The organism is Mycolicibacterium smegmatis (assembly GCF_001457595.1).
GTDB lineage: Bacteria > Actinomycetota > Actinomycetes > Mycobacteriales > Mycobacteriaceae > Mycobacterium > Mycobacterium smegmatis.
This window is the reverse complement of record NZ_LN831039.1, coordinates 1,667,616-1,688,499: the sequence shown is the minus strand read 5'-3', so window position 1 is coordinate 1,688,499 and position 20,884 is coordinate 1,667,616. Positions and strand designations below refer to the sequence as shown.

Here is a 20,884-nt window from a genome sequence, read left to right as displayed (position 1 = left end):
ACCCGCTATTTGATGCCGGTAGGTGGTGCCCGCGCCGCCCCGACAGGTCGGAACCGGCGCGGGCCTTCTCTTACTTCGAGTAGAGCTCGACGATGAGCTGCTCGGTGAGCGGCACGTCGATCTGCGCGCGCTCGGGCAGCTGGTGGACGAGGATGCGCTGACGCTCACCCACGACCTGCAGCCACGACGGGATCGGGCGCTCGCCCGCGGTCTCCCGCGCGATCTGGAACGGCAGCGTGTTGAGCGACTTCTCCTTGACATCGATGATGTCGTACTGCGAGACGCGGTAGCTGGGGATGTCGACCTTCACGCCGTTGACCAGGAAGTGGCCGTGGCTGACCAGCTGGCGCGCCATGCGACGCGTGCGGGCCAGGCCTGCCCGGTACACGACGTTGTCCAGCCGGCTCTCGAGGATGCGCAGCAGGTTGTCACCGGTCTTGCCGGGCTGCCGGTTGGCCTCTTCGTAGTAGCGACGGAACTGCTTCTCCATCACGCCGTAGCTGAAGCGGGCCTTCTGCTTCTCCTGCAGCTGCTGACGGTATTCGCTCTCCTTGATCCGCGCGCGGCCGTGCTGGCCGGGCGGGTAGGGGCGCTTCTCGAACGACTGGTCTCCGCCGACGAGGTCGACGCCGAGACGGCGCGACTTGCGGGTGGCGGGTCCGGTATAACGAGCCATTTGTTATTCCTCTCCTGACTCTCTCTTAGACCCGGCGCCGCTTCGGCGGACGGCAACCGTTGTGCGGCTGCGGGGTGACATCGGAGATCGTGCCCACCTCGAGGCCTGCGGCCTGCAGCGAGCGGATGGCGGTCTCACGGCCCGAACCCGGGCCCTTGACGAACACGTCGACCTTCTTCACACCGTGCTCCTGCGCCTTGCGGGCAGCGTTCTCGGCGGCCAGCTGCGCGGCGAACGGGGTGGACTTACGCGAGCCCTTGAAGCCCACGTGACCCGAGGACGCCCAGGCGATGACGTTGCCCTGGGGATCGGTGATCGACACGATCGTGTTGTTGAACGTGCTCTTGATGTGAGCGGCGCCGTGCGGGACGTTCTTCTTTTCCCTGCGGCGGGTCTTCTGACCCTTCTTGGCGGCCGTGCCGCCCTTCTTTGCCTGTGCCATCCGGATTACCTGGCCTTCTTCTTGCCGGCGATGGTGCGCTTCGGACCCTTGCGGGTGCGCGCGTTGGTCTTGGTGCGCTGTCCACGCACGGGCAGGCCACGGCGGTGGCGCAGGCCCTGGTAGCAACCGATCTCGATCTTGCGGCGGATGTCGGCCTGCACTTCGCGGCGCAGGTCACCCTCGACCTTGAGGTTGCCTTCGATGTAGTCACGCAGAACAGTCACCTGATCGTCGGTCAGGTCCTTGGTGCGCATGTTCTTGTCGATGCCCGTCGCAGCGAGAATCTCGTTCGAGCGGGTACGGCCGATGCCGTAGATGTAGGTCAGCGCGATCTCCATGCGCTTGTCGCGCGGAAGATCGACGCCCACGAGCCTTGCCATGTGGCGGTATTCCTTCTTCTATGCGGAGGTCTGTTCCCAGTCCGTTCCCGACAGTCCCTTGAGGGACTCTCCGGGGTCCGGCCTCCGTACCGGACGTGCTGAGCGGCCTATCCACTCAGTGGCGCTGGGAGGTCTGCATTCAGTTGTGAGCGTTCGCCGTCTACGGCAGAGATCCCTCGGAGGGGATCAGCCCTGCCGCTGCTTGTGGCGCGGATCGCTGCAGATCACCATGACCCGCCCATGCCGGCGGATCACCCTGCACTTGTCGCAGATGGGCTTGACGCTCGGGTTCACCTTCACGGCTTCTTCGATCCTTCTGATCTCTCGTTGACGCGCTTGTAGAGCGCGCCAAGTTCTCGTCGTTACCTTGTCGGGCTGGTTGTCACTTGTACCGGTACACGATGCGGCCCCGGGACAGGTCGTACGGAGAGAGCTCCACCACGACGCGGTCCTCGGGCAGGATGCGGATGTAGTGCTGCCGCATCTTGCCGCTGATGTGGGCCAGAACCTTGTGTCCGTTCTCCAACTCAATGCGGAACATCGCATTGGGCAGAGGTTCGATCACGCGGCCCTCGACCTCGATGGCACCGTCTTTCTTGGCCATACTGTCTGGCGATCCTTGCTTTCGTTTCGTATCGTGCGCCCGCCTGGCGCAGCATCCATCCGACTTGTGAACGTGAGCCGAATCGACAGAATTCCAGGAACTCCTGGACGGGCACGCAAAAAGTCAGCACGGAGACCGCACCGTTGGTCCACAATACCCGCTGATCGGCCATCGCCAAAATCCACCGAAATCGCGGCTGGCCAGCACCGCAGAAAAATAATAGTGCGCACAGGTGGCCCGTCGGCACGAGAGAATGTGTGCAGTGAGCCACGTCGCTCGCGGACTCGGGGGTCATGGTCCGTGAGCGGCCCGTTTCGAACCGCGCTGCCCCGACGCGAGACCGGAGACGACAACACGTGACGGCTGTGTACTTGGCGGCGTTCATCGTCGGCGGCGTTTCCGTTCTGACCGCTCTGCTGCTCGCCGACGTCGGCCACGGCGACGGCATGCCCTTCCTGAGCCTCACCGGCATCTCGGCTGCGCTGGTCGGCGCGGGCACCGGCGGCCTGCTCGGCATCTGGGGCGGGCTCGGCACGGTTCCCACGGCCCTGCTCGCCGGCGCGAGCGCGCTGGGCCTGGCGTTCGTGCTCAACGGCGCACTGCTCCCCTACCTGCGCAAGCAGCAGGCCAACTCACACCGCGGCCGGTCGTCCTACATAGGACTGCTCGGCACGGTCACCCTCGAAGTCCCTGCGGGCGGATGGGGCGAGGTGTCGTTCGTCGACGCCGACGGCAACCGCGTCTTCTCCCGCGCCAAGAGCGACGAACCCACGCCGCTGCCGAAATCCACCCGCGTCTACATCGCCGACATCGACGCCGATTCGGTCCACGTCGTCGCAGTACCCGAGCCCTGATCCAGCCGTAGAAAGGCCACCACCGTGTCCACGCTGCTCATCGTCGTCCTGGCCGCCATCGCGGCCATCCTGATCCTGGTCGTGGTGCCACTGATCTACGTCAAGAACTACATCAAGGTGCCGCCGAACGAGGTCGCGGTGTTCACCGGCCGCGGCGCACCCAAGGTCGTGCGCGGCGGGGCCCGCTTCCGCATGCCCGGCATCGAGCGCGTCGACATCATGAGCCTCGAGCCGTTCAACGTGAGCATCAACCTGCAGAACGCGTTGTCCAACAACGGTGTCCCGGTCAACGTCGAGGCCGTCGGCCTGGTCCGCATCGGCTCGGCCGACGAGGCCGTGCAGACCGCGGTGCAGCGCTTCCTCACCTCCGACCTCAACGAACTGCAACGCCAGATCAACGAGATCCTGGCCGGAAGCCTCCGCGGCATCACCGCGACCATGACCGTCGAGGACCTCAACTCCAACCGCGACACCCTGGCCCGCAGCGTGGTCGAGGAGGCCGGCGCCGACCTGGCGCGCATCGGCATGGAGGTCGACGTCCTCAAGATCGCGGGCATCTCCGACCGCAACGGCTACCTGGAGTCGCTGGGTCAGCGGCGCATCGCCGAGGTCAAGCGCGACGCCACCGTCGGCACCGCCGAGGCCGAACGCGACGCCCAGATCCAGTCCGCCAAGGCCCGTCAGGAAGGGTCGATCGCCCAGGCCGAGGCCGACACCGCCATCGCGTCGGCCAACCAGAAACGCGACGTCGAGCTCGCCCGCCTGCGTGCACAGACCGAGGCCGAGAACGCCCAGGCCGATCAGGCCGGCCCGCTGGCCAACGCCCGCGCACAGAAGGACGTCGGCATCGCGATCGAGCAGGCCGAGGCCGCGCGCGTGCAGGCCCGCATCGAGGTCGAGCAGCGCCGCAGCGAGCAGGCACAGGCCGCACTGCAGGCCGACGTGATCGCGCCCGCCGAGGCGCAGCGCCAGGCCGACGTCGCCCGCGCCGAAGGCCAGCGCCAGGCCGCGATCCTGGCCGCCGAGGCCGCCGCGGAGGCCAAGCGCCGCGCCGGTCAGGCCGAGGCCGACGCCCGCAAGGCCGCCGCCGACGCGCTGCGCGTCGAGCGTCAGGCCGAGGCCGACTCGCTGCAGGCCAACCTGGTCGCCGAGGCCGCAGGTAAGAAGGAACTCGCCGACGCGCTGCGCGTCGAGCAGCAAGCCGAGGCCGCCGGTATCGAGGCCAAGCTGCTCGCCGAGGCCAACGGTAAGAAGGAGATAGCCGCGGCGCTCAACAGCTACACGGCCGATGCGGCCCGCCTGCTGATGCTGCCCGACGTGCTCAATTCGGTCGTCAAAGCGACCGAGGCGGCCGCCTCCCCGCTCGCCGAGATCGAGCGACTGTCGATCATCGGTGGCTCCGGCGACACCCAGGACGCCGTGGGCGGTTTGCTGGGCGTCAGCCCGCTCGCCGTCGCCAAGATCATCGAGTCGCTCAAGAGCTCAGGCGTCGACGTCGCTGCCCTGCTGGGCGGCTCCGGCGCGTCGACCGGCCCGAACGGGTCCAACGTGTCCACGCCGCCTGCCACCAACGGCGACATCGCGGCGACCGCGCCGGCCGAGTAGCCGGCCGGCGGCTCGGCGTGCCGACCCGGGGCACTCGGTAGCTCCCGGTGACGACTGGAAACAAGTAGGAAATTCGCTGGCCAGGGGGCGCATAATTGAACCGATGACTGGCCCCGCCCCCCAGCCCCGCAAACCTGTGATCCTGTCCGTCGACGACGATCCCGCCGTGTCCCGGGCAGTGGCACGCGACCTCCGTAGGCACTACGGCGAGCGGTACCGCATCGTTCGTGCCGAGTCGGGTCCCGACGCGCTGGAGACGCTGCACGAGCTCAAGCTGCGCGGTGACACCGTGGCGGTGTTCGTCGCCGATTACCGGATGCCGCAGATGAGCGGCATCGAGTTCCTCGAGTCGGCCATGGACCTGTACCCGATGGCGCGTCGGGTGCTGCTGACGGCGTACGCCGACACCAACGCGGCGATCGCGGCGATCAACGTCGTCGACCTCGACCACTACCTGCTCAAGCCGTGGGATCCGCCGGAGGAGAAGCTCTACCCGGTGATCGACGGCCTGCTGGAGGCCTGGCACGCCGCGGGTGACCGGGCCATCCCGTACACCAAGGTGATCGGGCACCAGTGGAGCCCGCGCTCATGGGAGGTGCGCCAGTTCCTGGCCCGCAACCAGCACACGTACCGCGCGTTCAACGCCGACGAGCCCAAGGGCCGCCAACTGCTGGAGGCCGCGGGTCTCGACGGCATGCAACTGCCGGTGGTGATCACCGAGGGCGGCACCACGCTGGTCGAACCCACCGACGCCGAACTCGCGGACATGCTCGGCCTGTCGACCGCGCCGTCGTTGACGATGTACGACCTCGCGGTCATCGGCGGTGGCCCGGCGGGCCTGGCGGCGGCCGTGTACGGCGCGTCCGAGGGACTCAAGACCGTGCTCATCGAGGGCACCACGACCGGCGGTCAGGCCAGCCGCAGCTCGCGCATCGAGAACTACCTGGGCTTCCCCACCGGCATCTCGGGTGCCGAGTTGGCGACCTCGGCGCGGCGGCAGGCCGAACGCTTCGGCGCCGAGGTGATCACGACGCGCGAGGCGGTCAAGCTCGAGGTCGCGGGCTCGGCGCGCACCATCACCTTCGCCGACGGCGACACGATCGGTGCCCGCGCGGTCATCCTCGCGACCGGCGTCGACTACCGGCAGCTGCCGGTGCCCGGGTGCTGGGACGACCCCGACAACCCGGTCAACTTCATCGGCCGCGGCGTGTACTACGGCGCCTCGGTGTCCGACGCCGCCGAGTGCTGCGACGAGGACGTCTACATCGTGGGCGGTGCGAACTCGGCGGGTCAGGCCGCGATGTTCATGGCCAGGACCGCGCGTTCGGTGACACTGCTGGTGCGCGGCCCGTCGCTGGAAGCGTCGATGTCGTATTACCTGATCCAGCAGATCGAGGACACCCCCAACATCCACGTCCGCACGTGCACCGAGGTCGTGAAGGCCATCGGCGAGGACGACCACCTGGTGGGCCTGGTGCTGGAGAACAAACGCACGGGCGAGCAGGAAGAGGTCCGCTCGTCACGGCTGTGCTGCTTCATCGGTGCGACGCCGCGCACCGAGTGGCTCGACGGCGTCGTGGCGCGCGACGAGCACGGTTTCATCCTGGCCGGGCCGGATCTGCGCGACGTGTGCGGTTGGACGCTGGAACGTCCGCCGCACCACTTGGAAACAAGTGTGCCCGGTGTGTTTGTTGCAGGAGATGTGCGTGCGGAGTCCGCCAAACGGGTGGCCGCCGCGGTCGGCGAAGGGTCGATGGCGGTGATGTTCGTGCACCGCTACCTGGCCGAGTCGTAAGGAGCCCAAATGAGCGAGCTGTGTGTACGGGACGAGCTGCGAACCCTCTTCCTGTTCGAGCATCTGACCGACGCGCAGCTCGACACGCTGTGCGAGGCAGGCCGCATCGAGAAGTTCCCGCCCGGGCCCGTCTGCACCGAAGGTGAGCCCGCGACCTGCTTCTACGTGTTGATCGACGGCGAGCTGGTGATGTCGAAGCGCTCGGGCGGCGTCGACATCCAGACCAACCGCACCTCGCAGCGCGGCGTGTACTTCGGCGCCTGGTCGGCCTACATCCCCGGCGAGGAGCACATCTACGAGGCCTCGGTCCGGTTGACGCAGCCGTCGCGGATCTTCGTGCTCGACGCCGACACGTTCGCGGTGTTCATGCAGTCGCAGTTCCCGATGGCCGTGCATCTGCTGGAGGGGCACAAGGTCGGCGGCAGGCGGCAGAGCCAGATCATCGGCCAGCGCGAGAAGCTCCTGGCGCTGGGCACCATCACCGCGGGCCTGACACATCAGCTCAACAATCCCGCCGCCGCCACCGCGCGCGCGGTCGCGGACCTGCGCGAGGGCGTCGGCAAGATGCGCCACAAGCTCGCGATGCTCGCCGACGGCAAGTTCAGCGCCGAGACCCTGCGGGTGCTCGTGACGATCCAGGACGAGGTCGCCGAGCAGGTGGCCAAGAACAAGAGCGTCGAACTCACCGCGCTGGAGGCGTCCGACCGCGAGGACCAGATCGGCGACTGGCTCGAGGACCACAACATCCCGATGGCGTGGGAGTACGCGCCGACCTTCGTGGAGGCCGGTCTCGACATCGACTGGCTGGAACGGATCTCGGCATCCATCGAGGACGTCCACGACGAGACGTGCGGTGCGAAGACGCTGCAGTCCGCGCTCGGGTGGCTCAAGTACACGATCGACACCGAGTTGCGCATGAACGAGATCGGTGAGGCCAGCAGGCGCATCTCGGCGCTGCTCGCGGGGGCCAAGCAGTACTCGCAGATGGACCGCGGCGCCTACCAGAGCGCCGACGTGCACGAGTTGCTGCGAAGCACGCTGATGATGTTCGGCGGCAAGATCGGCAAGGACAAGCCCATCACCCTGGTCAAGGACATGGACAAGACACTGCCCGAATTGCAGTGCTACCCAGGCGATCTGAACCAGGTCTGGACCAACATCATCGACAACGCCATCCAGGCCATGGACGGTCACGGCACCCTGACCATCCGCACCGCGCGCGAGAACGACGAGATGATCCGCGTCGAGATCTGCGATGACGGCCCGGGTATCCCCGAGGACATCATCAACCGCATCTTCACGCCGTTCTTCACCACCAAACCGTTCGGCGAGGGCACCGGGCTGGGCCTCGACCTGGCGTGGCGCATCGTCGTCGAGAAGCACAACGGGGATCTGCGGGTGTACTCCGAGCCCGGCAACACCCGCTTCGTGGTGCTGCTGCCGCTGCAGGCGCCACCGCCCGACGGCGACTCCTCGAACTGACGCCGTCTGTCGCGGCCGGCCCCATGTCTGCGCACCGAGATTGCCGTGAGGGACAGAAAAGAGGCGAACTTTGTCCCTGAGTGCAATCTCGGCATGTCCCGGTGACCGGAATACCGCGCGAAGGCGGCGGGGTTGAGGCAGACATGACTGACACCACTTCGGCGGCGGGGCCGAAACCAGATCTGGGCAGGTACGGTTCGTTCGGTCGCGGGGTGACACCTGCGCAGGCCAAGGAGATCGAGGCGCTCGGCTACGGCGCCGTGTGGGTGGGCGGCTCACCGCCCGCCGAACTGGAGTGGGTCGAGCCGATTCTGGAGGCCACGACGACGCTGCAGGTGGCCACCGGCATCGTCAACATCTGGACGGCCGCGCCGGGTCCGGTCGCCGAGTCGTTCCACCGCATCGAGGCGGCCTATCCGGGGCGGTTCCTGCTGGGGATCGGCGTGGGGCACCGCGAGGCGCACGTCGAGTACCGCAAGCCGCTGGATGCGCTCACCGATTACCTCGACAAGCTCGATTCCTACGGCGTGCCCAAGCACCGCCGGGTGGTCGCCGCCCTCGGCCCCAAGGTGCTGCAGCTGTCCGCCGAGCACTCGGCCGGCGCACATCCCTACTTGACGACTCCCGAACACACCAGAAGCGCGCGCGAGATCATCGGGCCCGACGCGTTTCTGGCGCCCGAACACAAGGTGGTGCTGACCACCGATGCGGAACAGGCCCGCGCCGTGGGCCGCAAGGCGCTCGACCTCTACCTCGGACTCGCGAACTATCTCAACAACTTCAAGCGGCTCGGTTTCGCCGATGACGAACTCGCGAAACCAGGCGCCGACCGGTTCATCGACGCGGTCGTGGCCTATGGCACGGTTGATGCGATCGCCGCACGTCTTTCCGAACATCTCGCCGCGGGCGCCGACCACGTACCCGTGCAGGTGCTGACCTCGCCGGACAAGCTGGTCCCGGCGCTGGCCGAACTCGCCGGGCCGCTCGGCCTGGCCTGACGACACGACAACAGTGAGGACTTCACCCATGACTGACGCACTCTCGCTCAAGCCGAATCTCGGTCGGTACGGCGTCTGGACCGCCGGGGCGGTGACCCCAAAACAGGCCGCCGAGATCGAGAAGCTCGGTTACGGCGCGGTGTGGATCGGAGGCTCCCCTGCCGCCGATCTCTCGTCCGTGGAACCGATCCTGGAGAACACCGAGACCCTGCAGGTCGCCACGGGCATCGTCAACATCTGGGCGTCCGACGCCAACACGGTCGCCGAGTCCTTCCACCGCATCGAGAAGGCGCACCCGGGCCGGTTCGTGCTCGGTGTCGGCGTCGGCCACCCCGAACACACCGGTGAATACCGCAAGCCCTACGACGCGCTGGTCGAGTACCTCGACGTGCTCGACGCCGCGAAGGTGCCGACGAGCCGGCGCGTGCTGGCCGCCCTCGGCGACAAGGTGCTCAAGCTGTCCGCGGCGCGCAGCGCGGGCGCGCACCCCTACCTCACCACGCCCGAACACACCGAACATGCCCGCGCCGTCCTGGGCGAGGCGGTGTTCCTGGCGCCCGAGCACAAGGTCGTGCTGAACACCGACGCCGCGGCCGCGCGCGCCCTGGGCCGCAAGACGGTCGAGTTCTACCTGGACCTGAGCAACTACGTGAACAACTGGCGCAAGCTGGGCTTCACCGACTCCGACGTCGAGAAGCCGGGTAGCGACAAGCTCATCGACGCGGTCGTCGCACACGGCACCGCGGGCGACATCGCCGCGCGTCTGCGCCAGCACATCGCTGCGGGCGCGGACCACGTGTCGATCCAGGTGCTGGGCGAACCGGAGGATCTGATCCCGACTCTCACCGAGCTCGCGGGGCCGCTCGAACTGAAGAACTGAGGGCCCTGACCGCTAGGGTTGTCCCCATGCGGCTATTGGTCACCGGCGGCGCGGGGTTCATCGGCGCCAACTTCGTGCATCTTGCCCTGCGCGAGGCGCGCACCAGCTCGATCACGGTGCTCGACGCGCTGACCTACGCGGGCAGCCGCGAATCGCTGGCGCCGGTGGCCGATCGGATCCGGCTCGTGCAGGGTGACATCACCGACGCGGCACTCGTCGGTGATCTGGTCGCCGAGTCGGACGCGGTCGTGCACTTCGCGGCCGAGACGCATGTGGACAACGCCCTGGCGGATCCGGAGCCGTTCCTGCACTCCAACGTCGTTGGCACGTACACCATCCTCGAGGCGGTGCGCAGGCACAACGTGCGGCTGCACCATGTGTCGACCGACGAGGTGTACGGCGATCTGGAACTCGACAACCCGGCCCGTTTCAACGAGACCACGCCGTACAACCCCTCGAGCCCCTACTCGTCGACCAAGGCCGCCGCGGACCTGCTGGTGCGCGCGTGGGTGCGGTCGTACGGCGTGCGGGCCACGATCTCGAACTGCTCCAACAACTACGGGCCGTATCAGCACGTGGAGAAGTTCATCCCGCGCCAGATCACCAACGTGCTGACGGGTCGGCGGCCCAAGCTGTACGGCGCAGGCGCCAATGTGCGCGACTGGATCCATGTCGACGACCACAACAGCGCGGTCTGGCGGATCCTCACCGACGGCACGATCGGCCGCACATACCTGATCGGTGCCGAGTGCGAGCGCAACAACCTGACCGTGATGCGCACGATCCTGAAGTTGATGGGCCGCGATCCCGACGACTTCGATCACGTCACCGACCGCGCCGGCCACGACCTGCGCTACGCGATCGATCCTTCGACGCTGCAGGACGAACTGGGCTGGGCTCCCAAACACACCGATTTCGAGGCGGGCCTCACCGACACGATCGACTGGTACCGCGCCAACGAATCCTGGTGGCGGCCGCTGAAAGACACCGTCGAAGCGAAGTACCAGGAGCGTGGCCAGTGACCGCGCGGGAACTGTCGATCGCGGGCGCGTGGGAGATCACGCCCGTCCTGCGCACCGATTCACGGGGGCTGTTCTTCGAATGGTTCACCGACGCCGGTTTCACCGAGTTCGCCGGCCACCAGTTCGACATGCGCCAGGCCAACTGCTCGGTGTCCGCGCGCGGTGTGCTCCGCGGCGTGCATTTCGCGCAGGTGCCGCCCAGCCAGGCCAAGTACGTGACGTGTGTGCGCGGTGCGGTTTTCGACGTCGTGGTGGACATCAGGGTCGGCTCACCGACTTTCGGCCAGTGGGACGCCGTGCTGCTCGACGACAAGGACCGCCGCTCGATCTACATCTCCGAGGGCCTGGGGCATGCCTTCCTTGCACTGGACGACGATTCGACCGTGATGTACCTGTGCTCGGCGCCGTACGCCCCGCAGCGTGAGCACACCGTGCGCCCCACCGATTTCGGCATCGAGTGGCCCGAGGTGCCGGAACTGATCCTGTCCGACCGTGATGCCCAGGCACCGTCGCTCGCCGAGGCCCAGGCCGCAGGCGTGTTGCCGACGTGGGCGGACTGCCAGGCCTTCGTAGAAACGCTGCGGCGAAACCTGGTGAGCTAGCCGGTTTTCCGGCCCGCACGGCTGCGCCCGTCCCAGGTGTTCCAGTGCAGGAAATCGCGGTGATCGGCACGGGGACCGGGCCGGAATTCGGTGCCGCGGGTGAAGGCGACGGGGGTGAGCGCGGCCTGCACCACATGGTCGGCGTCGATCCCCAGAAGCTCCGCCATCTCCAGCTCGTAACTGAGATGACATGTGGTCCAGGCTGTTCCGAGCCCACGTTCGCGGGCGGCGAGCATGAAGCTCCACACCGCAGGCAGCACCGAACCCCACGCGCCGGCCTGTCCGCGCACCGTCGCCAATTCGCGTCGTGATGCGACGCGCACACACGGGATCAACAGCATCGGCGCCTCGTGCAGGTGTGCGGCCAGGTGATCGAGACCCGCGGCGATGCGGCGCCACTCCTCGGGCGACGTCATGCGGCTGACCTCATGCCTGCCACCCGTTCCGGGCACCCCGGCGAACAGCCCGCGACGCCAGATCTCGGCGACCCGCGACCGCAGGCGCGGATCGTCGACCACGACGAAGTCCCAGCGCTGACGGTTGCGCCCACTGGGCGCCTGCGTGGCGATGCGGACGCATTCGGTGACCAGTTCGCGCGGCACGGGCCGTGAGTAGTCGAGTCGCTTGCGCACCGCGCGCGTCGTCGTCAGCACCTCATCGGCGGTCAATCCGAGCCGCTTCTCCCCTTCGACCATGTCATTTCCCCCTTCGCCCCCAATTCTAGACTGATCGATCTAGAATTGGCACATGGCCCGTCACAAGGAGTTCGATCCGGACGTCGCACTGGACACCGCGATGCGGGTGTTCTGGCGCAGCGGCTACGCGCACACGTCGACCGAGGATCTGGTGACCGAACTGGGTATCGCCCGCGCCAGCCTCTACGGCACATACGGTTCCAAGCGGGGCCTCTACCTGGCCGCGCTGGACCGGTACCTCACCGGTGGCGGCGACCCGGCACAGCTCGTCGCATCGGCGGCATCGGGGCTCGACGCTGTGCGGGCCCTGCTGGAGTCGGCTGCGCGACAACCCGATCAGGGCCTGCCGCCGGGGTGCTTCTCGGTCAACGCCACGGTCGAGCACGGTGACACCGACCCGGAGATCGGCGCGCGACTCGAACGCAACCGCGAACGCATGGAGACGGTGTTCCGCGATGCGCTGCTGCGGGCGCGCGCCGAGGGCGACCTCGACACCCGCCTGTGCGATGACAGCGAAATCAGTTCGACGGCAACGCTTCTGACGACCGTGCTCAACGGGCTGCAGGTGCTCTCCCGCGCGGGTGCCGACCAACGCGGGCGCATCGCCCGTACCGTCGAGTCCGCGCTGGCCGGACTGCGGGCCCGGTGACCCGCGTCAGTCGCGCGGTCGCCGGGCCGCGCCGGCGAGCAGGCCCACGAACGGCACCGCGGCCAGGATCGCGCTGACCGTGGCGCTGCCCCCGGTCACCAGCGTGAAGTTGGTGAGCACCAGCAGCAGGGCACCCACCAGGCCCAGGCACGCGAGCACCGGCGCGATGCGCGTCTGCCACACCCGCCCGCTCGCGAGATCCGCGTGCCGCGCGAAGAACACCAGGACGGCGACCGACGTCGTCAGCATCAACAGGACCATGCCGACGGTCGCCACGCCCGCCATCGACCCGAACACGCCCACCAGGGGATCGATGCCCAGCGCCGCGAGGATCGCGACGATCACCGCCGCGGTCGCGGTCTGCACCAGCGACGACACCGAGGGTGACCCGTGGCTCGGGTGCACGGTGGCCAAAGGCTTGGGCAGCAGGCCTTTTCGGGCCAGCGCGAACTGGTAGCGCGCGATCACGTTGTGGAACGACAGCACGCACGCGAACAGGCTGGTCAGCAACAGCACGTTGACCACGTCACGGCCGATGCGCCCCAGATTGTCACCCGTGGTGTCCAGCAGCATGTTCGCCTCGCCGTCGAGGGTGCGCTGGGCCACCTCGGCGACCTGATCCGGTCCGATCGCGACGACGAACGCCCAGCAGGTCAACGCGTAGAAGCCGCCGATGATCAGCACGGCCGCGTACGTCGCGCGCGGGATGGTGCGTTCGGGGTCGCGGGCCTCGTCGCGGAACACCGCGGTGGCCTCGAAACCGATGAACCCGGTGAGCGCGAACAACACCGCGATGCCCAGCACGCCGTCGGTGAACACACCGGGTGTGAACGACGACAACGTCAGGCCGGCCGGTCCCGGGTTCGCGACGATCACCAGGTCGAGCAGGACCACGATGCCGATCTCGAGTGCGAGGGCGACGCCGAGCACCTTCGCAGACAGTTCGATATGGCGGTAGCCGAGCACCGCCACTATCGCCAGTGTCGCGAAAGAGTAGACGGGCCAGGGTATCTCCGGTCCACCGTAGAAGCGCACGGTGTCGTCGATGGCCCAGCCGATGTAGCCGTAGATGCCCACCTGGATCGCGGTGTAGGCGATCAGCGCGACCGCGGCGATGCCACTGCCCAGACGCCTGCCCAGGCCCAGCGTCACGTACGAGAAGAACGCACCGGCCTCCGGCACGTACGGGGTCATCGCGACGAAACCGATGCTGAACAGCAGCAGCACCAGTGCGGCGATGAGGAACCCGACCGGCGCTCCGGCGCCGTTGCCGAGACCCATGCCCAGGGGCATGTTGCCGCCGATGACGGTGAGCGGCGCGGCGGCCGCGACCACCATGAACACGACCCCGATGGGGCCGAGCCTGCCGTGCAGGCGCTGCTCGTCGCGTAGATCGCCTTGATCGTCGGAGGTGGGGGCGTTGGCGCTCATCAGTGGTCCTCCAGGAGAAGTGCGGTGCGGAACAGTTTGTGGTCGAGGGCATGTGCGGTGCGGCCGTCGCGACCGGTGAGGGTTTCGGCGGTGACGAGGACGTTGAGGATGGCCTCCTCGGTGGCCTCGATCGTGAGGTCGAACAGACGGGTCATGAGCTGAGGGGCGACCATGCGCACGTCGATCTCCGGACGCTCGGTGTCGACGTTCTCGTCCCACGCGTACGGCGGGATGCCGCGGTTGCCGGTGGAGAACGCGAGCATCAGATCGCCGCTGTACTGCTCGCCCGTGCCGCCGAGGCGCCCGACGGCCAGCGCCGACCGCTGCGCCAACCGCGCACACTGGTGCGGCAGCAGCGGCGCGTCGGTGGCGACGATGACGATGATCGATCCCGATCCGGGCTCGTACGCCCGCGGCATCTCCGGCAGGGGCACCGCCTCGGGGCCGATCACCTCGCCCACCGGAACACCGTTGACCCGCAACCGTTCCCGACGTCCGTGGTTGGCCTGCACCAGCACACCCACGGTGTAACGGCCCGCCGCGGTGTCGGTGACCCGCGACGCGGTGCCGATGCCGCCCTTGAAGCCGTGGCAGATCATGCCGGTTCCGCCGCCGACGTTGCCCTCGGCGACCGGGCCGTCACAAGCGGCGGCGAGCGCGGCGTGGACGTGTTCGGCTCGCACGTGATGGCCGTTGATGTCGTTGAGCAGACCGTCGTAGGTCTCCCCGACCACCGGGAGCGACCAGTACAGGCCGTCGCCGCGCGCGGCGACCTGCGCATCGACGAGGGCGTCGCGCACGACGCCGGCGCTGTGGGTGTTGGTCAGCCCGATGGCCGTGGTGAGCTCGCCGGATTCGCGGATCCACTCCAGCCCGGTCATCTCTCCGCTGCCGTTGAGGCGGTGCGCGCCTGCGAACACCGGTTCACCCCAGATGTCGTCGTGCGGGACGACGACCGTGACGCCCGTGTTGACCGCGGCACCGTCCTGGATGGTGGTGTGGCCGACGCGGACGCCCGCCACATCGGTGATCGCGTTGTACGGGCCGGTCGGGTGTTCGCCGACGACGACGCCGAGGTCGCGGACGCGTTTGCGCGGACTGTCAGCCACAAGTTCTCCGGATCTGCCGATAAGTTTTTTTCACGTTTGGAAAATAATGCGGCCCGGCGGCGCCGCGCGCAAGAGCTGGAGCGAAATCGGTAACTATGGACAGGTGGGCAGACCCAATCGACAGGCGCAGCGGCGCGAGGAGATCCTCGACGCCGCCATCGCCCTGATCGAGCGACACGACCTCGCCACGCTGCGCATCGCCGACGTGGCCGCCGAGCTCGGCCTGACCCCCAACGCCGTGCGCTACTACTTCAAGGAGATGGACCAGCTGCTCTCCGAGCTGGCACAGCGTTCCGATACGCGGTTCTACGACGACCGTCTCGCGGTCGTGGAGCGCATCGACGATCCGTGCGCCCAGCTCGCCCTGACCATCGGCGCCGGGCTGCCGACCGGGCCGGAGGACGCCGAATGGCGCGCGATCTGGCGCGCTGTGCTGGCCGCCGGGTTCGAGCTGGACCAACGTCGCGACGTCCAGCACATCTACCACCGTCAGGTGGGGCTGTACACAGACATCCTCGACGGCGGTGCGCGCGCCGGGGCGTTCGAGCTCCGGTCCCCCGCGCGCGACGTCGCGATGACGCTCATGGCCATGGAGGACTACCTGGGCTACCGCATCGTCGCGCGCGATCCCGACCTGGACCGCGAGACGGCCCTGCGACTCATGCGCGGCTATGCCGAGATGGCCACGGGTGCAACGCTTCCGGTGACGGCGTGACGGAAGGTCCGCGACGCCCGGCCGGCGCCGCGGTCCTGGTGGTCGTGGCGTCGATCAGCCAGGAGGTCGGCGCGGCGTTCGCCGTCGGACTGTTCGCGACGCTCGGCACACTGGGCGCGGTGTTCACCAGGTTCGCCGTGGCCGGCGTGATCCTGTGTGCGGCCGTGCGACCCCGCCTGCGCGGGGTGTCCGGGCGGGCCTGGCTGTCGGCACTGGCGCTGGCCACCACGCTGGTCGTGATGAACTTCAGCTTCTACTGCGCGATCGCGCGCATCCCGCTCGGCATCGCCGTCACCATCGAAGTCCTTGGCCCGCTGATTCTTTCGGTGGCGGCGAGCACCCGGCGTGTCGCCTGGCTGTGGGCGGTGCTCGCCCTCGCCGGCGTGGCCATGCTGGGTTTGACCCGGCACGACGACGGCCGCCTCGACGCCGCGGGGTTCGGTTTCGCCGCCGTCGCCGGGGCGAGTTGGGCCGGCTACATCCTCGCGTCGTCGCGCACCGCGGCACAGTTCCGGCGCATCGACGGACTCGCACTGGCCACCGGCCTCGGGGCCCTGGCCCTCACGCCGTTCGCACTGCTTCTCGTCGACTTCGCCGGCGCCCTGCGTTTCGATGTGATCGTCCTCGCCGTGTCGGTGTCGGTGCTGAGTTCGCTGGTGCCGTACTCGTTGGAGTTGCTGTCGCTGCGGCATCTGCATCCCTCGGTGTTTGCCGTGCTGACCAGCCTGTCCCCCGTTGTGGCCGCCCTCGCGGGTCTGATGGTGCTCGGCCAGCAGATCGGCACGCTGGGCTATCTCGGGGTGGCGCTGGTGACCGCGGCGAGCATCGGCGCGGTGCGCACCGCACACACCGGACCGGCCGAACCACTGGCCTGAAAGTCCGGTTCGGCGTGCTCACCCGTGTCTGGCCTGGAACCTCCGGAACAACGGCCATGCGACGACGACGTTGTACACCGCGCCGACCACGAGATAGTGCCACCAGGTGCCGTACGCGCTCGCGACCCAGAACGCCTTGGCCGCCCAGTACGGCGGCAGATCAGCGTCGGACCGACCGCCGTCCGCTCCACTGACACACCCATCGGTGCCCTCCCTGGTCGAAGAACCAACTCTTGCCGACCAGGCTTCCCGGCGCACCGCTGTCGACGGTAGCAGTTCAGGACTCAGGAAAGCAGCCCTATCTGTCGGTAGACGGCGCGCAGATACCGGCGCATCCCGTCGACGTCGGGCGGATCCGGCTGCAGTACGCGGTAGGTGATGGCACCGACCATCATGTCGATGGCCACGTCGAGATCGGTGTCCTCGGAGACGGTTCCGAGCTCACGGGCCCGTTCCAGAAGCCGCCTGGCCTGCGCGCGGCGCGGCAGGATGTAGCGATCCCAGTACACGGCCATCAAACCCGGATGGCTCACGGCGGAACCGTACACACGCGCGACCAGCGCCCGGTAGGACGGTGTGGCCGTGGTGGCGGCGGCGCTCTCGATCGCGGCCTCGACGAGCACATGCGGGGACTGCCTCTCGATCGCCTCCGGTGAGGCCCACAGGACCTCCTCGGCGACCAGCGTCTCCATGGCGGCGGCGATCAGATCCTCTTTGGACGACCAGCGCCGGTAGACGGTGGGCTTTCCCACCCCCGCGCGCCTGGCGATCTGTTCGATGCTGGAGCCTTCCACGCCGCGCTCGATGAACACCTCCAGCGCGGCCTGCAGGATCGCGCGGTCGGCCTCGGCATCGCGGGGCCGGCCACGACCAGGCCCGGTCATCGCACCGCCCCGGAGCCCAAAGCCTTTGCCAGCCAATGGTCGAGACCAGCGGTGTCGTCGGGGGCGCCACGCCACGCGAGGTGCGCATCGGGGCGGATCAGCATGGCTTCGGCCCCGTCGTGCCGCAGCGTCACGCCGAAGTCACCGAGCCGGGCGAGTAGGGATGCACCAGGGGCCGGGGCGTCTCGCGGCCACAGCAGCGCCCAGCGCCCGGCGAGTTCGTTGTGCAGCCTGGTGGCGGCGCCGTCGGCGCGGGTGCAGGGCCGGTCGTCGATCCGGTCACCGGGACGCGGCTTGCGCCCGTGTCCGCCGAGCGGGCCCTTGCGGTAACTGACCCACAGCTGCGACGCCGTGTAGGTGGTCCACCGTTGAACGAAGGGCAGCCCGAAGATCCGGGTGGCCACCCGGTCGCGCAGGAACCGGCCGACCGGATTGCTCGCGACGTTGACCCGCGTGATCGCGCTGGTACCGCGGAGCACCTCGGTGGCCAGAGGTCTGCGTTCGGCCTCGTAGGTGTCGATCAGGGCATCGGCCGCGAGTCCGCGGATCACGAGTGCAAGCTTGAACGCGAGGTTCTCGGCGTCTCCGATGCCGGTCAGCATTCCCTGCCCGCCGAACGGCGCGTGGGCGTGCGCGGCGTCGCCTGCGATGAGCACGCGTCCGCGCCGATATGACTGGGCCAGGCGGCGGTGCACGGTGAACATCGACAACCATTCCGGCTGCCCGATCGTGATGGCGCGGCCGGTGCGGTACGGGACGATCTGTTCGATGCGCTGCAGGATCTCACTGTCGCTGGGCTTTCGGTTGAGCGCGGGGTCGTAGACGAACAGGCGCCACAGGTCGTTGCGGCCGTCCCCGCTCGGCATCGGCATCGCGCCGACCACGCCATCGGGATGGATCCAGCCGGTGGTCCCGCCGCGGTCCACCGCCCAGTCGAGGTGGATGTCGGCCAGCAGAAAACGTTCCGACAGTTTGACGCCGGGAAACGGAATGCCCACCTGCTCCCGCGTGACGCTCGACGTGCCGTCGCACCCGACGAGCCACTGTCCGCTCACCTGCACACCGTCGGCGAGATCGGCGACCACCCGGTCCCCGGCCTGCCGGACACCGGCCACCTTCCTGCCCCACTCGGGTTCCACCCCGAGCCGGGCAAGCCGGGCCCGCAGCGCGGCTTCGACCCTGGCCTGTGACACCACCATGGGTGGTGCGGCCGTGCGCATGCCGGGATCGCCGAAAGCCAGCGTCATCACCGGTCGGTCACCGAGGTAGTTGGTGATGCGCATGGCCCGCAGGGACTCGTCCGGCAGCGGGCCAAGGGCTCCGATCCGGTTGAGCACCTCCGAACCGCGTGCGTGCAGGAAGTTCGCACGCGAGGTCGTCGCGGGGCCTGCCGCGCCGTCGAGCACACGAACTGAAAGTCCGTGCAGGCGCAGGGAACACGCGAGGGTCAGGCCGGTCGGCCCGGCGCCCACGACGATCACGTCGCAATCGGTGGCTGCCATGGACAAAATAATAACGATACGGTTCCGTAATTTAAAGGGCGTCGCCCCGGGCGCACCGAGGGGCTATTGCCAAACCCTCCGACGAATTACTAGGATATCCAAGTATCTCGGATCACACCGAGCGATATCACCGCGCACACCCTCTTTTGGACGGATGTCATGACCACACAGATCCAGCACTTCATCAACGGCCGGCGCACCAGCGCGGGCTCGACCCGTACCGCCGACGTGATGAACCCCAGCACCGGCGAGGTGCAGGCTCAGGTGCTGCTGGCCTCAGCAGCAGACGTCGACGCCGCGGTCACCGGCGCCGCCGAGGCGCAGAAGGAGTGGGCCGCCTACAACCCGCAGCGCCGCGCCCGCGTACTCATGAAGTTCATCGACCTGGTGAACCAGAACGCCGATGAGCTGGCCCGACTGCTCTCGATCGAGCACGGCAAGACCGTCGCCGACTCGCTGGGCGACATCCAGCGCGGCATCGAGGTCATCGAGTTCGCCGTCGGCATCCCGCACCTGCTCAAGGGCGAGTTCACCGAGGGCGCGGGCACCGGTATCGACGTCTACTCGATCCGTCAGCCCCTCGGCGTCGTCGCGGGGATCACGCCCTTCAACTTCCCGGCCATGATCCCGCTGTGGAAGGCCGGCCCCGCGCTCGCATGCGGAAACGCCTTCATCCTCAAGCCTTCTGAGCGTGACCCATCGGTGCCGGTGCGCCTGGCCGAGCTGTTCATCGAGGCCGGTCTGCCGCCGGGCGTCTTCCAGGTCGTGCAGGGTGACAAGGAAGCCGTCGACGCGATCCTCACGCACCCGACCGTGCAGGCCGTGGGCTTCGTCGGCAGCTCCGACATCGCGCAGTACATCTACTCGACCGCGGCCGCCCACGGTAAGCGCTCGCAGTGCTTCGGCGGCGCGAAGAACCACATGATCATCATGCCCGACGCCGATCTCGACCAGGCCGTCGATGCGTTGATCGGCGCGGGCTACGGCTCCGCCGGCGAGCGTTGCATGGCCATCAGCGTCGCGGTTCCGGTGGGCGAGGAAACCGCAAACCGGTTGCGCGCCAGGCTCATCGAGCGCGTCAAGCAGCTGCGCGTCGGCCACAGCCTCGACCCCAAGGCCGACTACGGCCCGCTGGTCACCGAGGCCGCGCTCAACCGCGTCAAGGACTACATCGGCCAGGGTGTCGAGGCCGGCGCCGAACTGGTGGTCGACGGCCGTGAACGCGCCACCGACGAACTCACGTTCGACGATCAGAGCCTCGAGGGCGGCTATTTCATCGGCCCCACCCTGTTCGACCACGTCAAGACCGACATGTCGATCTACACCGACGAGATCTTCGGCCCGGTGCTGTGCATCGTGCGCGCGCACGACTACGAAGAGGCGCTGAGCCTGCCCACCAAGCACGAATACGGCAACGGCGTGGCGATCTTCACGCGTGACGGCGACGCCGCCCGCGACTTCGTCTCGCGGGTCCAGGTGGGCATGGTCGGCGTGAACGTGCCGATCCCGGTTCCGGTGGCCTACCACACCTTCGGCGGCTGGAAGCGTTCCGGCTTCGGCGATCTCAACCAGCACGGACCGGCCTCGATCCAGTTCTACACCAAGACCAAGACCGTCACCGAGCGGTGGCCGTCCGGAATCAAGGATGGCGCCGAGTTCGTCATCCCGACCATGAAGTAGCAAC

The 20,884-nt window shown here is 68.2% G+C and carries 22 protein-coding genes and 1 pseudogene; 12 read left to right on the top strand and 11 right to left on the bottom strand.

Annotated features, from left to right (window positions below):
* Nucleotides 1-70 precede the first annotated feature (70 nt).
* From rpsD to infA, 5 genes are all read right to left on the bottom strand, one after another.
* On the bottom strand, nucleotides 71-676 hold the full coding sequence (gene rpsD, locus AT701_RS07885; protein WP_003892911.1) for a 30S ribosomal protein S4: 606 nt from the start codon (nucleotides 674-676) through the stop codon (nucleotides 71-73).
* Nucleotides 677-701: 25 nt separating this feature from the next.
* Entirely contained in the window at nucleotides 702-1,118 is a 417-nt protein-coding gene (gene rpsK / locus AT701_RS07880) for a 30S ribosomal protein S11 (RefSeq protein WP_003892910.1), read from the bottom strand.
* A 5-nt stretch (nucleotides 1,119-1,123) separates the two neighbouring features.
* Entirely contained in the window at nucleotides 1,124-1,498 is a 375-nt protein-coding gene (rpsM, locus tag AT701_RS07875) for a 30S ribosomal protein S13 (RefSeq protein WP_004571523.1), read from the bottom strand.
* A gap of 186 nt (nucleotides 1,499-1,684) precedes the next feature.
* Nucleotides 1,685-1,798, bottom strand: coding sequence for a 50S ribosomal protein L36 (gene rpmJ / locus AT701_RS07870; RefSeq protein ID WP_003879483.1), 114 nt, complete (start codon nucleotides 1,796-1,798; stop codon nucleotides 1,685-1,687).
* An 82-nt stretch (nucleotides 1,799-1,880) separates the two neighbouring features.
* Nucleotides 1,881-2,102: a translation initiation factor IF-1 gene (gene infA / locus AT701_RS07865; RefSeq protein WP_003886926.1), complete on the bottom strand. Its 222-nt coding sequence runs from the start codon at nucleotides 2,100-2,102 to the stop codon at nucleotides 1,881-1,883.
* A gap of 356 nt (nucleotides 2,103-2,458) precedes the next feature.
* Here infA and AT701_RS07860 point away from each other — a divergent pair, with 356 nt between their 5' ends.
* The 8 genes from AT701_RS07860 (at nucleotide 2,459) to AT701_RS07825 (ending at nucleotide 11,340) form a co-directional block, all read left to right on the top strand.
* Nucleotides 2,459-2,956: an NfeD family membrane protein gene (locus AT701_RS07860; protein ID WP_003892908.1), complete on the top strand. Its 498-nt coding sequence runs from the start codon at nucleotides 2,459-2,461 to the stop codon at nucleotides 2,954-2,956.
* Between the two features lie 24 nt (nucleotides 2,957-2,980).
* Nucleotides 2,981-4,561: a flotillin family protein gene (locus AT701_RS07855; RefSeq protein WP_058125596.1), complete on the top strand. Its 1,581-nt coding sequence runs from the start codon at nucleotides 2,981-2,983 to the stop codon at nucleotides 4,559-4,561.
* 103 nt (nucleotides 4,562-4,664) lie between these two features.
* Entirely contained in the window at nucleotides 4,665-6,356 is a 1,692-nt protein-coding gene (locus tag AT701_RS07850; RefSeq protein WP_014877095.1) for an NAD(P)/FAD-dependent oxidoreductase, read from the top strand.
* A 9-nt stretch (nucleotides 6,357-6,365) separates the two neighbouring features.
* On the top strand, nucleotides 6,366-7,838 hold the full coding sequence (locus AT701_RS07845) for an ATP-binding protein (RefSeq protein WP_058125595.1): 1,473 nt from the start codon (nucleotides 6,366-6,368) through the stop codon (nucleotides 7,836-7,838).
* A gap of 143 nt (nucleotides 7,839-7,981) precedes the next feature.
* A complete protein-coding gene (locus AT701_RS07840; protein ID WP_058125594.1) occupies nucleotides 7,982-8,836 on the top strand; it encodes an LLM class F420-dependent oxidoreductase in 855 nt (284 codons plus the stop codon).
* Nucleotides 8,837-8,864: 28 nt separating this feature from the next.
* The gene (locus AT701_RS07835; protein WP_011727715.1) at nucleotides 8,865-9,716 is read left to right on the top strand and encodes an LLM class F420-dependent oxidoreductase; all 852 of its coding nucleotides are present in this window, start codon (nucleotides 8,865-8,867) and stop codon (nucleotides 9,714-9,716) included.
* A gap of 26 nt (nucleotides 9,717-9,742) precedes the next feature.
* Nucleotides 9,743-10,738: a dTDP-glucose 4,6-dehydratase gene (gene rfbB / locus AT701_RS07830; RefSeq protein ID WP_003892900.1), complete on the top strand. Its 996-nt coding sequence runs from the start codon at nucleotides 9,743-9,745 to the stop codon at nucleotides 10,736-10,738.
* Complete coding sequence (locus AT701_RS07825) at nucleotides 10,735-11,340, top strand: dTDP-4-dehydrorhamnose 3,5-epimerase family protein (protein WP_011727714.1); 606 nt, start codon at nucleotides 10,735-10,737, stop codon at nucleotides 11,338-11,340. Before rfbB ends, AT701_RS07825 begins: the two co-directional genes overlap by 4 nt.
* Here the strand turns inward: AT701_RS07825 and AT701_RS07820 are convergent.
* Nucleotides 11,337-12,035 (bottom strand): nitroreductase family protein, encoded by a 699-nt coding sequence (locus tag AT701_RS07820; RefSeq protein WP_058125593.1) that lies wholly within the window; start codon nucleotides 12,033-12,035, stop codon nucleotides 11,337-11,339. The two genes, AT701_RS07825 and AT701_RS07820, sit on opposite strands and share 4 nt — an antisense overlap.
* A 52-nt stretch (nucleotides 12,036-12,087) precedes the next feature.
* On the opposite strand from AT701_RS07820, the gene AT701_RS07815 reads away from it, so the two are divergent.
* Nucleotides 12,088-12,684 (top strand): TetR/AcrR family transcriptional regulator, encoded by a 597-nt coding sequence (locus AT701_RS07815; protein ID WP_011727712.1) that lies wholly within the window; start codon nucleotides 12,088-12,090, stop codon nucleotides 12,682-12,684.
* A gap of 6 nt (nucleotides 12,685-12,690) precedes the next feature.
* Here the strand turns inward: AT701_RS07815 and AT701_RS07810 are convergent, their stop codons facing one another.
* Nucleotides 12,691-14,115, bottom strand: coding sequence for an APC family permease (locus AT701_RS07810; protein ID WP_003892896.1), 1,425 nt, complete (start codon nucleotides 14,113-14,115; stop codon nucleotides 12,691-12,693).
* A complete protein-coding gene (locus AT701_RS07805; protein ID WP_003892895.1) occupies nucleotides 14,115-15,224 on the bottom strand; it encodes a DmpA family aminopeptidase in 1,110 nt (369 codons plus the stop codon). The genes AT701_RS07810 and AT701_RS07805 overlap by 1 nt, the downstream gene beginning before the upstream one ends.
* 46 nt (nucleotides 15,225-15,270) lie before the next feature.
* Here AT701_RS07805 and AT701_RS07800 point away from each other — a divergent pair, with 46 nt between their 5' ends.
* Nucleotides 15,271-15,939 (top strand): TetR/AcrR family transcriptional regulator, encoded by a 669-nt coding sequence (locus AT701_RS07800; protein WP_003892894.1) that lies wholly within the window; start codon nucleotides 15,271-15,273, stop codon nucleotides 15,937-15,939.
* Entirely contained in the window at nucleotides 15,936-16,814 is an 879-nt protein-coding gene (locus tag AT701_RS07795; protein WP_058125592.1) for an EamA family transporter, read from the top strand. The genes AT701_RS07800 and AT701_RS07795 overlap by 4 nt, the downstream gene beginning before the upstream one ends.
* An 18-nt stretch (nucleotides 16,815-16,832) precedes the next feature.
* Here the strand turns inward: AT701_RS07795 and AT701_RS34105 are convergent.
* The 3 genes and pseudogenes from AT701_RS34105 to AT701_RS07780 all read right to left on the bottom strand — a co-directional run.
* Nucleotides 16,833-16,973, bottom strand: a pseudogene (locus AT701_RS34105) (Rv2686c family ABC transporter permease subunit); the annotation flags it as partial.
* A gap of 125 nt (nucleotides 16,974-17,098) precedes the next feature.
* Nucleotides 17,099-17,698 (bottom strand): TetR/AcrR family transcriptional regulator, encoded by a 600-nt coding sequence (locus tag AT701_RS07785; RefSeq protein ID WP_058125590.1) that lies wholly within the window; start codon nucleotides 17,696-17,698, stop codon nucleotides 17,099-17,101.
* Complete coding sequence (locus AT701_RS07780) at nucleotides 17,695-19,200, bottom strand: FAD-dependent monooxygenase (protein ID WP_058125589.1); 1,506 nt, start codon at nucleotides 19,198-19,200, stop codon at nucleotides 17,695-17,697. Before AT701_RS07780 ends, AT701_RS07785 begins: the two co-directional genes overlap by 4 nt.
* Before the next feature lie 159 nt (nucleotides 19,201-19,359).
* Between AT701_RS07780 and AT701_RS07775 the strand changes: the two genes are divergently transcribed.
* Complete coding sequence (locus tag AT701_RS07775) at nucleotides 19,360-20,880, top strand: CoA-acylating methylmalonate-semialdehyde dehydrogenase (RefSeq protein ID WP_003892885.1); 1,521 nt, start codon at nucleotides 19,360-19,362, stop codon at nucleotides 20,878-20,880.
* Nucleotides 20,881-20,884 lie beyond the last annotated feature (4 nt).